6 protein-coding genes and 1 pseudogene are annotated in these 14,762 nt (G+C 64.7%); 5 read left to right on the forward strand and 2 right to left on the reverse strand.

The window, feature by feature from the left end; translation table 11 throughout:
- Window positions 1-20: 20 nt before the first annotated feature.
- From QU663_RS07390 to QU663_RS07405, 4 genes are all read left to right on the forward strand, one after another.
- The gene (locus tag QU663_RS07390) at window positions 21-1,817 is read left to right on the forward strand and encodes a peptide ABC transporter substrate-binding protein (RefSeq protein ID WP_021612313.1); all 1,797 of its coding nucleotides are present in this window, start codon (window positions 21-23) and stop codon (window positions 1,815-1,817) included.
- 81 nt (window positions 1,818-1,898) lie between these two features.
- Complete coding sequence (locus QU663_RS07395) at window positions 1,899-2,858, forward strand: ABC transporter permease (protein ID WP_021612314.1); 960 nt, start codon at window positions 1,899-1,901, stop codon at window positions 2,856-2,858.
- Window positions 2,855-3,754 (forward strand): ABC transporter permease, encoded by a 900-nt coding sequence (locus QU663_RS07400; protein WP_021612315.1) that lies wholly within the window; start codon window positions 2,855-2,857, stop codon window positions 3,752-3,754. Before QU663_RS07395 ends, QU663_RS07400 begins: the two co-directional genes overlap by 4 nt.
- 8 nt (window positions 3,755-3,762) lie before the next feature.
- Window positions 3,763-5,844 carry an ABC transporter ATP-binding protein gene (locus tag QU663_RS07405; RefSeq protein ID WP_021612316.1) on the forward strand — a complete coding sequence of 694 codons (2,082 nt, stop codon included), beginning with the start codon at window positions 3,763-3,765 and terminating at the stop codon, window positions 5,842-5,844.
- 159 nt (window positions 5,845-6,003) lie between these two features.
- Here QU663_RS07405 and QU663_RS07410 read toward each other — a convergent pair whose 3' ends face one another.
- The gene (locus tag QU663_RS07410; RefSeq protein ID WP_003790058.1) at window positions 6,004-6,285 is read right to left on the reverse strand and encodes an HU family DNA-binding protein; all 282 of its coding nucleotides are present in this window, start codon (window positions 6,283-6,285) and stop codon (window positions 6,004-6,006) included.
- Between the two features lie 852 nt (window positions 6,286-7,137).
- Between QU663_RS07410 and QU663_RS07415 the strand changes: the two genes are divergently transcribed.
- A complete protein-coding gene (locus tag QU663_RS07415; protein ID WP_021612318.1) occupies window positions 7,138-9,078 on the forward strand; it encodes a solute carrier family 23 protein in 1,941 nt (646 codons plus the stop codon).
- 1,426 nt (window positions 9,079-10,504) lie between these two features.
- On the opposite strand, the pseudogene QU663_RS07420 reads toward QU663_RS07415, so the two are convergent.
- Window positions 10,505-14,610, reverse strand: a pseudogene (locus tag QU663_RS07420) (S8 family serine peptidase).
- Window positions 14,611-14,762: the final 152 nt, after the last annotated feature.

A 14,762-nucleotide genomic window follows, 5' to 3' on the forward strand; every position in this document is an offset into this window, starting at 1 on the left:
AACGTTGATTTGGAGCAGTCATGAACCTCAGATTAAAGCGGTGGATCACCGCCGGCGCGGCTCTCGCCATGGTAGCCACCATGGGCCTGTCCGCATGCAGCACCAACCGTGCGCTCACCTCGGAGACCGGAAAGAACGAGGTCACCATGGCCTCGCGTACTCCCAACTGGATCTTCCCGATCTCCGCCAAGGGCTACACGCAGGGTGAGAACGGCCAGTTCATCCAAGCGATGTACCGTCCGCTCTTCGCCTACAAGTCCTCCTCCGATACCCCCTACAAGATCAACCTCGACAAGTCCCTGGGCCTGGTTCCCGAGGTCTCCGAGGACGGTAAGACCTACACCATCACCCTGCGCGACGACGCGGAGTGGTCCGACGGCACTCCCGTCTCCACGCGCGACATCGAGTTCTGGTGGAACCTCGTCACCAATAACAAGGGGGAGTGGGCCTCCTACAAGGAAGGCTTCTTCCCCGACGGTGCCTCCCTCGACATTAAGGACGAGCACACCTTCTCGATCACGACCACCGACGCCTTCAACCCGTCCTGGTTCATTGACAACCAGATCAACAAGGTTGCGCTGCTCCCCCAGCACGCGTGGGACAAGACCAGCGCCGACGAGGCCGTGTCCGATCTGGACCGCACCCCCGAGGGCGCGCAGGCCGTCTTCGCATACCTCCAGGGCGAAGCCAAGAACCTGTCCACCTACGCCACCAACCCCCTGTGGCAGACGGTGAACGGCCCCTGGAGGCTCTCCTCCTTCACCCCCGACCAGGGCCTCGAACTGGTCCCCAACGAGAACTACTGGGGCAAGGACAAGCCGCAGATCGACAAGCTGATCTACAAGGCCTTCACCGGTGACGACGCCGAGTTCAACTCCGTTCGCTCGGGCGCCATCGACTTCGGCTACATCCCCGCCGCCCAGTACAACCAGCGCTCCGCCGTCGAGAGCAAGGGCTACAACGTCTACCTGTGGGCGGGCAACACCATCACCTACCTGGCCCTGAACTTCGCACCCCAGGCCCCCGGCTCGAAGTACATCAACCAGAAGTACATCCGCCAGGCGATGCAGGAGCTCATCGACCAGCCGACCCTGTCGGAAAAGATCTGGTCGGGTACCGCTTCCCCCACCTGCGGCCCCGTCCCCATGGCCGCCGATAAGGTCGGCACCACCGAAGGCTGCTTCTACAAGTTCGATCCGGACGCCGCCAAGAAGCTCCTCGAGGACCACGGCTGGAAGGTCGTCCCCGACGGCTCCACCACCTGCGAGAACCCCGGCACCGGCGAAGGCCAGTGCGGCGAGGGGATCGCGGCCGGCGACGCCCTGAGCTTCAAGCTCATCTCCCAGTCGGGCTTCGTCTCCACGCACCAGATGTTCGAAGAGATCATCTCTCAGTTCGGCAAGCTCGGCATCAAGATCGACATGAACGAGGTTCCCGACTCGGTCGGCGCGTCGCAGGCATGCGACGACGAGACCCCCTGCACGTGGGACCTGTCCTTCTTCGGATCCCAGACCTCGTGGGGCTTCCCGATCTACGCCTCCGGCGAGCGTCTCTTCGCGACCGGCGCGCCGGTCAACCTCGGTCAGTACTCCAACCCCGAGGCCGACAAGCTCATCGAAGAGTCGACGCGCTCGACCGCACCCGACGCCCTCCAGGCGTACAACGACTTCCTCGCGGAGGACCTCCCCGTCCTGTGGATGCCCAACCCGTACTACCAGATCACCGCTGTGAAGAACACGATTGACCTGGGAGAACTCGACGCCACGGGTGACACCTGGCCCGAGGACTGGGCGTGGAAGACCGACGGGACTAAGTAAGCGCTCGTCCCACCGCCTCACGGGGCAGGCGCCCGCACCCGTTGCCGCGCGGGCGCCTGCCCCCAACTTGTGGAGTTCGCAATGATTCAATTCATCCTCAAACGTCTCGGCCAGGCAGTCGTCGTCGTCTTCCTGGTCACCATCATCACCTTCATCCTGCTCCAGTCCCAGCCGGGCGGCGCCGCCCGAGCCGCACTGGGCAAAGACGCGACGAAAGAACAGCTCGCGGCCTTCGACCACGAAAATGGTTACGACAAGCCCATCCTCGAGCAATACACAATCTACGTCACCAAAATTGCGCACGGCGATTTCGGCTACTCCTACCAGCACAACCAGTCCGTCAACGACCTGCTGGCCGCCCGCCTGCCGCGCACCATCTTCCTCTCCCTGCTCTCCACCATCCTGGCCCTCATCATCGCGGTTCCCCTGGGCGTGTGGCAGGCGGTGAAGAGAAACAAGGCCCCCGACTACATCGTGACGATTGCGTGTCTGCTGGCCTACTCGACGCCCATCTTCTTCGCGGGCCTCCTCCTGATCGTCCTCTTCTCCCAGGTGTGGCCCATCCTGCCCAACGACGCCCCACAGGGAGAGAGCCTGTCCGTCATGTGGGAGCAGTGGGATCACCTGATCCTGCCGGTATGCGCCCTCTCTGTCGGCACAATCGCCGCCTACGCGCGCTACGTGCGCTCCTCGATGGTCGATAACCTCAACGAGCAGTATGTGCGCACGGCGCGCGCCAAGGGCCTGTCGGAGTTCCGCGTCGTCTTCGTGCACACGCTGCGCAACGCCATGTTCCCCGTCATCACCATGATCGGCCTGTACATTCCCGCGATGTTCTGTGGCGCCCTCGTCATCGAGACGCTCTTCAACTTCAACGGCATGGGCTACCTCTATTACCAGGCGACCGGCAGGCGAGACTACCCGATCCTCCTGGGCGTGGCGCTCATCGTCTCCTTCGCGACAGTCATCGGCGCCCTCCTGGCTGACTTCCTGTACGCCGTTGCCGATCCTCGAATCCGACTGGCAGGACGATCCAAATGAGCACAGCAACCGCCACCCCCACCGCGCCAGCGAAGGCGCGCACCGCCCCCAAGTCCACGAAGCTCCAGGGCCTGCAGGTCTTCATGGAGAACCGGCTCGCCGTCTTCGGCGTGTGCATGCTCCTGATTCTGCTGGCGTTCTCCTTCATCGGTCCACTCTTCTACGTGACCGACCAGGTTCACACCGACCTCATGAACTCGGCGCTGCCTCCCTCCTCCGAGCACCCGCTCGGCACGGACATGGTCGGCTACGACCAGCTCGGCCGCCTCATGAAGGGCGGACAGACCTCGATCATCGTCGGCCTCTTCGCCGGCATCATCGCGACCACGATCGGCACCCTGTACGGCGCGATCGCGGGCTTCGTCGGGGGCTGGATCGACGCGATCATGATGCGCATCGTTGACGCGCTCATGTCCGTGCCCGTCCTGTTCCTCTTCATGCTCATCGCGACGATGATCCCCCCGACGGTCCCCGTCCTGATCATCATCATGTCGGCTCTGTCCTGGCTGGGCACGTCCCGACTGATCCGAGGCGAGGCCCTGTCCCTGCGCACGCGCGAATACGTCGTCGCGATGCGAGGCATGGGCGGGTCGATGCCCCGGGCGATCCGCACGCACATCGTGCGCAACACGATCGGTACCGTCATCGTCAACGCAACCTTCCAGGTCGCCGACGCCGTCCTCTACGTCGCTTACCTGTCGTTCCTTGGCCTGGGCGCGCAGCCTCCCGCCACCGACTGGGGAGCCATGCTCTCCAACAGCCAGTCGCACGTGTATTCGGGCAACTGGTGGCTGCTCTACCCGCCGGGCGTCCTCATCATCATCCTGGTCTTGTCGTTCAACTTTATCGGCGACGGCCTGCGTGACGCCTTCGAAGTTCGACTGCGCAAGAGGTGAGAACTACTATGGATTACTCTCCGCTCCTGGACATCCAGGACCTCCACACGGACATTGAGATTCGCTCCGGCGTGGTCCACGCCCTCTCGGGTGTCGACCTGTACGTGAACCCCGGCGAGACGCTGGGCATCGTGGGCGAGTCCGGCTCCGGCAAGACGATGACCGCCCTGTCGCTCATGGGTCTGCTCCCCCAGGGAGGCCGCGTCTCCTCGGGTTCCATCTACCTCGATGGGCAGGACCTGACGAAGATGCCGCTGCACGCCAAGCGCAAGCTGCGCGGCACGAAGGTCGGCATGATCTTCCAGGATCCCCTGACCTCGCTGAATCCGACCATGAAGATCGGCCTGCAGGTCTGTGAGCCGCTGCGCGTGCACAAGAACATGTCGAAGAAGGACGCGCTTGAGCGCGCCGTCGAGATCCTCAAGCGCGTGGGCATGCCGCGTCCCGAGATCGTCATCAACAACTACCCGCACCAGCTGTCGGGCGGCATGCGCCAGCGTGTCATGATCGCCATGGCCCTCGTGTGCGAGCCGCGTATCCTCATCGCCGATGAGCCCACGACGGCCCTGGACGTGACAACCCAGATGCAGATCCTCGACCTCATCGACGAGCTGCGCGACGAGTACCAGATGGGCGTCATCCTCATCACGCACGACCTGGGCGTGGTTGCCGGTCACACGGATCGCGTGGCGGTCATGTACGCCGGTCGCATCGTGGAGACGGCACCCACCAAGACGCTTTTCACCGAGCCGAAGCACCGCTACACGAGCTCGCTCATGGCGGCACTGCCCGAGCGGGCGCTCGCCGCGGGCACGAAGCTGTTCTCGATCCCGGGTGCTCCCCCCTCGCTGACGAATCTGCCGGTGGGTTGTCGTTTCGCCTCCCGCTGCCTGTGGGCCGGAGCCGAGTGCGTGGATCGCTACCCGGATCTGTCGGGCGAGGGCTTCCACACCTACTCGTGCTTCCACCCCGTCCAGGAGGGCGACGAGTCCCCCGCGGAGCTTCAGGCGAAGCTCGAGGGCTCCGCTCCGATCGACGAGGCAGTGGCCGAGCCGGGTGCGCAGGTCGTCTATGGGGAGGTTGAGGACACTGACGAGGTTCTCCTGGACGTCAAGGAGGCCTCCCGCGAGTACGCGTCCTCCGGATCGGGCTTCTTGAAGCGCGACAAGGGGGTCGTCTCCGCCGTCGACCGTGTCTCGATCACCCTGAAGAAGGGCGAAACCTACGGCCTCGTGGGCGAGTCAGGCTGTGGCAAGTCGACGATGGGGCGCCTGATCGCGGGCTTGGAGCCACCCTCGGGCGGCGCTATCGAGCTCGGTGGGCGCGACCTGGCGACTCTCAAGGGCCGCGACGCGGTGCGAATCCACCGCGACGTGCAGATGATGTTCCAGGACTCCTACGCGGCGATGGATCCGCGCATGCGTATCGACCAGATTCTGGCCGAGCCCATGAGCATCCAGAAGACCGGCAACATGCGTCAGATCGCCGCGCGCATCATGGAGATCATCGAACAGGTTGGCCTGACCGAAGAGATCCTGGACCGCTACCCGCATGAGTTTTCGGGCGGCCAGCTCCAGCGCATCGGCTTCGCCCGCTCGCTGACCCTGGCACCCGATCTGATCGTGGCGGACGAGCCCGTCTCCGCGCTGGACGTGTCGGTGCAGGCTCAGGTGCTCAACCTCATGAAGGACCTGCAGGCCGAGCTGGGCCTGTCCTACCTGTTCATCAGCCACGACCTGGCGGTCGTCCAGTACATGGCGGACCGCATCGGCGTCATGTACCTGGGCCGCATCGTCGAGGAGGGACCGGCGAAGGAGGTGGTCGAGAACCCGAAGCATCCCTACACGAAGGCGCTCATCGACTCGATCCCCGTGCCCGACCCTGAGTTCTCCCACGACGACCAGGCGATCAAGCTGACGGGCGAGCCCCCGAGCGCGGTCAACCCGCCCAAGGGCTGCCGCTTCCGGCCACGCTGCCCCTTCGCCGGCGAGGAATGCAAGATTCAGCCGCTCCTCACGGAAGAGACGCACCGCGTGGCCTGCCACCACCCCCTCCTGCAGATGAGCACGACGCAAGAGGTGGACGCGTAAACGCGTAGACGTTCACGGCGTGCTCCACAGAAGCGTCCCCGGCCCGAATCAATCGGGTCGGGGACGCTTTGTGTGCTCCCCCACTGAGGCGACGCGGGTATGGGTGTGGGGTGCGGCCGTCAGGTCGCACCCCACACCCAGGTTGCTGTCGTCAGTGCGTCACTTGGAGACGGCCTTCTTCAGCGTGGAGCCAGCGGAGAGCTTGACGCCGTAGCCGGCGGGAATCTTGATCTCTTCGCCGGTGCGGGGGTTACGCCCGGTGCGCGCGGCGCGCTCGACGCGCTCGACGGAGAGGAGGCCGGTCACCTTGACGGCCTCGCCCTTAGCCAGGGACTCAACGAGGACGGCCTGGAAAGCGGCCAGGGCCTCGTCAGCCTTCGCCTTGGTCAGGTCGGCACGCTCGGCAATCTGAGCAACAAGCTCGGTACGGTTCACGGACATTGAGAAACCTCATTCCTGTTCGTTCTTGGTTACCACTGTCGTGGCCACGAATGACACACTACGAAATCTCTGGCGTTTTCGCCGGGTTTAGGGCCATATTTCGCGGAATTCACGAAAATTGCTCGCATTTCAACCCAAAAACATCCAATAATGTAACGACGGTCACATCAACTTGCCAGGTGTTCAGCACGACGAGACCCGCAAACATGCGATCACCGGCGTATTTTTCGGTAATGACAGCACCCCTCTTGACGGAGCAATCCACCGCAACGACGCCCCGACAGCATGAGCTGCCTGCGTGACGTTCAAACCATCAGCAAGAGAGCGCACATACTCCCGATGCCGAGCCTGACACGCCGCACGACGGGAGGGGTACTCAACCCCCCGACAAACACAACCAAGAGTGGCCGCAACAAACTCCGTCACCAAGAACCGTTGCAACCACCACGAGAACCTAGAGGACCGAGGTCGTGGTCACGACGCCGATAATGCCCGAGCGGGCGGTCACCAGGGCGCGGGCCACGGAGTTCGGGCGGTAGCCCAGCTGCTCGATCGCAGCCTGCACGCTCACGTGTCCGAGGCGACACGCGCCCCTGACCGTTCAGCACGCGAGACACCGTCTAATGCAAGACACCAACCAATTCGGCCACATCCGCCATCGACGGGGGACGACCATTGCGCGTCATACAGGCCTCCCTCCCACACTCATCCGCCAGTGCTCTCATGGCAAACGAAGAGAGTCCACGACATATAACGCGCCACACTTTTTAAATAACTCGTAAAATCATCACTCCGATCACAGAGAATAGAGGGGTCCCTAACACCACTTGGATAAAGGTCCAGGAGACCCAGATGGCATCAAGCCCCTCGTCCGCTCCCCACCCCGTCGATCAAGTCCCTCCCTTTGGAAAACTCACCATCCTCGGCATTCAGCACGTCCTCGCGTTCTACGCGGGCGCCGTGGTCGTCCCGCTTGTCATCGCCTCTGGCCTCGGGCTCGACCATGAAACACTCGTTCACCTCATCAACGCCGATCTACTCACCTGCGGTATCGCCACCATCATCCAGTCGGCCGGTATCGGCCGCTTCATCGGCGTGAAGCTCCCGCTCATCCAGGGCGTGACCTTCACCGCCGTCTCCCCCCTCATCGCAATTGGCGCGGCGGCCACACCCCCCGGCGCCGACCCGCGGACCGGCCTGGCCACCATGTACGGCTCCATCATCGCCGTCGGCCTCATCGTCTTCCTGGTCGCCCCCTTCTTCGCCAAGCTCCTGCGCTTCTTCCCGCCCATCGTCACGGGCACCCTGCTGACGGTCATGGGCACGACCCTGATCTCTGTGTCCGCCGGCGACATCGTCGCCTGGGCCGATAAGGCCGCCGACGACGCCGCCAAGACAACCGCAACCTACGAGGCTCTCGGCCTCGCATTCGGCACCATCGCCATCATCATCATCATTCAGCGCCTCTTCAAGGGCTTCATGGGCACCCTGTCCGTCCTCCTCGGCCTGCTGATCATGACGGCCGTCGCCTTCGCGGCGGGCAAGACCGACTTCTCTGGCGTCGGCGAGGCCAGCTGGGTGGCCATCACGACGCCCTTCTACTTCGGCATCCCGAAGTTCTCGCTGACAGCAATCATCGCGATGATCATCGTCATGGCGGTAACCGCCGTGGAGACCACGGGCGACGTCTTCGCCACCGGCGAGGTCGTCGGCAAGCGCATCGCCCCGCGCGACATCGCCAACGCCCTGCGCGCCGACGGCCTCTCGACCCTGCTGGGTGGCGTCCTCAACTCCTTCCCCTACACCTGTTTCGCGCAGAACGTGGGCCTGGTGCGCCTGACCCGCGTGAAGTCCCGCTGGGTCGTCACGACAGCTGGCGTCTTCATGATCGTCCTCGGCCTGCTGCCCAAGGCGGCGGCCATCGTCGCAGCCATCCCCCAGCCCGTCATCGGCGGCGCCTCGCTGGCGATGTTCGCCAACGTTGCCGTCGTGGGCATCCAGACCCTGTCGAAGGTGGACCTGCGCGATAACCGCAACGCCGTCATCGTCTCCACGTCGATTGGCCTGGCTCTCCTCGTGACCCTCAAGCCGGGCATCGTGTCGGTCATGCCGTCCTGGCTGCAGATCATCTTCGGCTCCGGCGTGACGATCGGCTCGCTGACGGCCATCATCCTGAACCTCCTGTTCTTCCACATCGGACGCCCCGCCTCGCCGGACGTGGCCGTGGTGGACGGGAAGAAGATCAACCTGGATGACGTCAACGCGATGGATCGACAGGCTTTCGTGTCGGCTTTCTCCAAGATGTTCACGACGAAGACGTGGCCGGCCGAGCGGGCATGGGAGGCGCGTCCCTTCGCGTCCGTGTCCGAGCTTCGTTCCTCCTTCGAGGACGCGGTCCTGTCGGCGACGCCGCAGGAGGCGGAGGAGCTCATCGCCTCGTATGCCGACATTGTTTCCCTGGTCCTGGACGGGCAGGGCGACGAGCAGTCGCTGGCGGACACCTCGAATCTGTCGATCGGCGAGCTGACCGACAAGGAGGCCGAGGAACTGCGCACCCTGGCCACCGCCTACCGCACGAAGTTCGGCCGCCCGCTGGTCATCTGCGTGGACAACGTGGTGGATCGTAAGCACCTGCTCGAGTCCGGCTGGCGCCGCGTCGAGCACTCCCCCGCCCGCGAGGCCCGCTTCGCGCTCGGTGAGGTCATCGACATCGCCGACCTGCGTTTCGATCAGCTGGTCGCAGACGCCAACCCCATGCGCGCCGCCTGGGACGCGGGGGTCGAGCGCTTCTAAGCTCGCTCGCCCTTTCACCGACGAGGCCGGGGCGCGTTGGGTTCTCTCGTGGAGCCCGGCGCGCCCCGGCTTTTTCACCTGCCACAGCTCACTCCGGCATTTCTTACCTCGACGATCCGCACTGTAGACACCACGACACCCGACCAGCGATGTTGGCGCCAGTTAACGGAGCAGCGCATGAGTGTCGGCTATGCCGCAGCAAAGCCCTCAGCACAAGCAGGCCTCACGACACAAAGTCGCATGCAATTCCACAACACAAGTGACATGACGATACGTACTGAGACAGACGAACAAGATTGTTGACGGGAATTGCATGCGGAATTGCTCGAGGAGAGCCGAGATGGGGACATTGCACCACGCAGGGCGGCGACACGCCGACGATACGCCGTCAGGGGGCTTCGCATGGCACAAACCCCCTCATCAGAACAACCCTCTCAAAACAAACGGTCCGAAAAACCCAGACCCCTCCAGTACCACCACCTCAGAGGCCACCGAAGGCGCCGGGCACCAACGAACTGGATAGGAAACGACGATGTGGATAGGTTATCGGCTTCTGGATAGGAAAATAACCTATCCAGATGTTCCGTTCCTATCCAGATGTTCCGTTCCTATCCAGAAGACAACTTCCTATCCAGAACACGCGAGGCCTAGCAGGCGGACGCAAAGATCGCACCTGCCGGGCATGGCTCCACAAAAGTGCACGTAATTCGGCGATGGAACATTCAACAACACCTAGAAACGTTGCAATTCCAACGATCACAATTCAAGCTTTGAAGCAGTCTCGGGGGAATTACGTGCGAAATTGGTGGGCGCTGGGAAACACATCCGAAACAGCGGCGGCCCTACAGCGCAGACTCCTCACCACACTCAGTACCACAGGCCCCACCACACGAAACTCCGCCACACGCACTCCGCCGTAGAAAATCCACAGCGCAGGCGCCGCTGCACACACTCAGCAGCGCAGAGCGCTCGCCACACTCCGCCGCACAAACTCAGCAGCGCAGACCCGGAGGCCAGCACGCCAATGACATGTAGCACTCGCACACGATTGCACCACTGATCGTCCTGGACGCAGAGACGCCGAGGGGCCGACCTGGCGGTCGGCCCCTCGGCGTATCCCATCAACACAGTGCAAGTACTCCCAGATGACTCCTCAGTAGTGCCTCGTCGGCAGGTCCCGGGCCCGCGTGGCCCGTGCCGTATTCCCTTGTGATGACACCTACTGTAAGGAGCCAACCTTGTGGGAGCCCACAGGCAACCTGGGAATTCTCTGGGACTTTACATCCGGGCGTTGACGCGCCACGATCATAGCCTCGAGCTCCTCCCAAGCACGGGCCCGCCCCCCGGACGCATGTCCGGGGGGCGGATTCTAAAGGGGCGCGGCGCGGCCATCAACGCAGTGGGCACCAGGCCCACGCGTGAGCCGCTAGCTCAGCCACTGACCAGAGTCGGCGAATCGGTACCAGGTCCAGCCGATCCAGTGCCCGCCGGTGTACATCGCGCCGGAGTCGGCGCTCAGGTAGTACCAGGAGCCACCCTCCTGGAGCCAGCCGGTCGCCATGGCACCACTGCCGGGGGTCAGGTAGTACCAGGAGTCGCCAACCTGTAGCCAGCCCGTCATCATCGCGCCGGAGTCGGTGCTCAGGTAGTACCAGGAGCCACCGTCCTTGACCCAACCCGTGGTCAACGCGCCACTGGGAGCCATGAAGTACCAGGCAGAACCATCCCACACCCAACCGGTCGCCATCGCGCCACTGCCGGGCGTCAGGTAATACCACGTCAGCCCATCAAGCAGCCACCCCGTCACCATACGACCCGACGCAGGATCCAGGTAGTACCAAGAGGCCCCATCCTTGACCCAACCACTCACCTGAGCGCCCGACGCGTCATGGTAGAACCACGAGCCACCCTCACTCGCCCAGCCGGTACGCATGTAGCCGCGAGGATCAAAGCGGTAGATCGAGTGACCGATCTGCACCGCCTGGCCAGCCGGGTAAGTGCCATCCGCGTACCGGTACCACCAGCCCACCGAATCGCTGATCCACGCACCGCCCTGAGGCGCAGGCATCGAGTCCGGCGCAGGCGTCGGATCCGGACTCGGCTCAGGCGTCGGTGCAGGCGTCGGGTCTGGTGCAGGCGTCGGGTCTGGTGCAGGCGTCGGATCCGGACTCGGCTCAGGCGCTGGTTCCGGAGAAGGCTCAGGCGCAGGCGTCGGGTCGCCCTGAACGTGCACCTCCTGCACGGCACGGTTGGTGCCCCAGTCCCAAGCGAACACATAGGGGCCGGCCGGAACCTCGCCCTCGTTCCCCTGTTCCGCCCAGGCGCTGGCGGCCTCTGAGACGGGGATGTCGAAGTGGTAGCGGTGCGTGCCGTCGGCCTGAATCTCTCCATCGTCCTCGACGAGCTTGCGGAAATAGTAGATCGAGTCGGGGCTCTCGGAGAAGTCGATGGCGGCCACGGGCGAGGAATCTGTGACGTCGAAGGACACCGTTCGGGCATCGCCCTCGCCGCTCACCGTCATGTTGGAAATGACGGGAGCCTTCGTGTCCAGCGTGAACTCGTAGCTCATCTGGTGTGTCTGGGCGGAGGGCCCGTCCGTCGCGGCCTCGATCGTCAGCGTGTAGCGGCCGTCGGGCAGGGCGTTGCCGGACTGGTCGTAGCCGTCGAAGACGGGATCCTCACCGGAGAACTCACCCGGCTTCGTCCAGCCGGACTCGAGGTCGTACAGGGACTTGCGCACGCGGTTGATCGTGTAGGAGCGCACAGACTGCCCCGCAGAGTTGCGGTAGGTCAGCGTCATTGAGGGGACTGAGCGCGCAGCATACCGGTCATCGGAAGGACCGTGTTGGGGGCTTCTGCCCACGGGGCGCGCGACATAATGAGACGCTGAGTGTTGATCGTGGTGACCAGCGTCAGGTCCTGTTGTTCCGACATCGGGTTCAGCGAACCCAGCGGGATGGACGAGTGGGCGTTGACCAGCGCGGAACGGTAGACGTGCACGGGCGTCGTCTCGTTGTCCGACCACTTGCCGTCGAAGACGCTGGGGGCGCCCCAGGAGCCGTAGAAGCCCAGGTAGGGCACGGTCAGGCTCGGTGTCTCGTCACCGCTCGTGAAGGTGACGGCTCCGTCGATGAAGGTTCCCTGGGGGGTGTTCTGCGCGGCGAAGGCCGCGAACTCGGCCTCTGGGGTCACCGTGACGCTCACGGTCGCGGTCGATGCAGCGGGGACCGTGACCTGCTGGGTGCCCCCGGCCTCGGCGAGGCTATCCCCGGTGAAGGTCAGGGAGATACCCTGCCCCACCCAGTTCCGCGAGTGCTCGGCGAAGAGCCCTTCCTCGACCATCTCGGACAGGGCCTGGCCGCCGAGCGTGTAGGTGTGGGCGGCGTCGGAGAGGTTGGTCAGGCGCACCTGGAAGGTCCAGCCCGTCGTTCCGTCGCCGAGGTCGGCCTTGGGTCGGGAGGGATCGGCGGCGCCCACGACGCTCGGGTAGACGGTCGCGGTGGTGGCCGCGAGCGCGTCGACGGCGCCCGCGCCGACCTTTCGCGGCGAGTAGTAGGTGCCGTCCCCCGCCTCGACGTCGATAAGCGGGTGGGCGGTTCCCATGAGGAGGTTGGTGACGAGCGCGTTCTTGTCCGTCGCGCTCACGGCGGAGAAGGCGGGGTCGGCCGCGAGACGCTGGCGCACGAGGGCGCTGATGCCGGCGACCTGCGGGGAGGCCATCGACGTGCCCGACAGGCGCTGGTATTGGTTGCCGAGGTAGGCGGAGATGATGTCGCCGCCGGGGGCCGCGATTTCGGGTTTGAGCCTCAGGTCGGGGGTCACGCCCCAGGCGGAGAACTCCGAGGCCGTCGGGTTGTTAGAGGCCAGCACGATGCCGGAGTGCGTGACGCTCAGGTACACGTCCGCGCCGCCCCCGGCGGACAGGGCCTGGCGGATCGCCTCGCCGTCCTTCTTGGTGATGGTGACCGTCGGCATCGTGGTGGTGGCGCCCAGGATCGACTGGTAGGGCGAGTCGGACTCGTCGGTGTCGGCGATCATGAGGGCCGCGGGCGTTGACGGGAATCCCGTCAGGTACGAGGCCTTGAGCTCGTCGGTCATCGCCGTGCCGGTCCGGGTGTCGGTGCCTCCCTTGTCTTCGAGGACGATCGCGTCGGCGAGACTCAGCCGGTTGGTGCCCGCGTACTTGTCGAGCTCGTCGCCCCCGCCGGCGCCCGCGTAGACGACGCGGTAGCTCTTCTCAGGAATGTCACGCAGGCCTGGCACGGCCTGGCCCTGACCGTCCAGGGCGGTGCGGTAGGCGATTGTCCGGTCGCCCAGGCTCACGTAGGACAGTGCTTCCTGGTTGTCGACCGAGGCGACGGCCAGGGTGGACTGGTAGGAGGCGGGCTCGCCGAGCGTGCCCGTGTCGGGATCGGTCGCGAAAGGCTTGTTCTGGCCGCTGTTGTTGCCGTACGCGTTGGAGAAGGCGTTACCGGCCGCGGCGTTGACGGTGATGCCTGCGTCGGTGAGCTTTTCGTACACTCCGGCGAAGATGCTACCGGCGTCGCTGCTCATGCCCGCGTCGTCTCCGAGTGAAATATTGATGACGTCGGGTTTGATGACGAGGGCGTCGTCGAGGGCCGCCAGCAGCGCGCTGTCGTCCATGACGCCGTCCGCGTCGTGGACGACCTTGGCGACGATAATCTGCGCGTTGGGGGCGGTTCCTCGGACCTCTCCTCCGTTGGCGGCCGCGATCGCGGCGACGTGCGTGCCGTGCGACATGTCTTTGGTGGAGGTCGGCACGACGTTCGCGTCGTTGTCGGCGTAGTCGTAGGCGAAGGGGATCTTGCTGTTGATGTACGTACCGGCACCGCCGTGCGGGAGTATGCCCGAGAGGGCCTGGGCATCGGCCTGGCTCATGCGCACGTCGACACCGTCCATCGAGCCGGAGAAGGCGTCGTGGTCCGTCTGCAGGCCCGAGTCGATGATCTCAATGACCTGGCCGTCGCCCTTCTGGGTGGCCTGGTTCGCGTGTGTCATCGCCAGGGACGAGGCATTGGCAAGGACGGGTGCGCCGCTTCCCTCGGCGGCGCTGCCCATCGGCTTGTGGGTGCCCTCGATGAACGCCGCCTTGACGCCCTCGACCTGTTGAATCGTGGAGAGGGCCGATGCGGGGGCCTCGATGGCGAAGCCGTCGATCGCGTGGGTATAGTCGCGCACGGTGGTGACCTTCGCGCCGGGGACGACCCCCTCAACGGCGGCGGCGATGCGCGCCCTCATCTCGTCGTGTGTGTTCTGCGTGGACAGGCCGAAGGCGCGCCTAGACCTGGGGATTGCGACGGTGCCGTCCTCGAGCTGAACGATGATCGTTGTCGGGGTGTCGCTGGACGAGGCCGGGGCGGGGCGCGCGGGGGTGGCCGGGGCCGGCTGGGTGGCGCTGGGTGCTGGCCCCACTCCCCCGCCGGTCGCGAGTGCGGCCGGGGCGGCAAGGGTGGTCGCGGCGAGGGAGAGCGCGAGGGAGAGCGCGAGCGCCGACGGTGGTCGATGGGTCATCTGGGTCTCACTTCATTGACGACTGTGGGATACAGGCCAGGCGCTGGAGGCGCCACCACAATTATGAGTACCTTCTCCCACTTGTGCAGTATGCCTGTCGAAAAACCAACGGTTGACGGGCCGCCGCCCGATTCACGCCTGACGCTGATGCC

The sequence above is a fragment of the Schaalia sp. HMT-172 genome (assembly GCF_030644365.1).
Taxonomy (GTDB): domain Bacteria; phylum Actinomycetota; class Actinomycetes; order Actinomycetales; family Actinomycetaceae; genus Pauljensenia.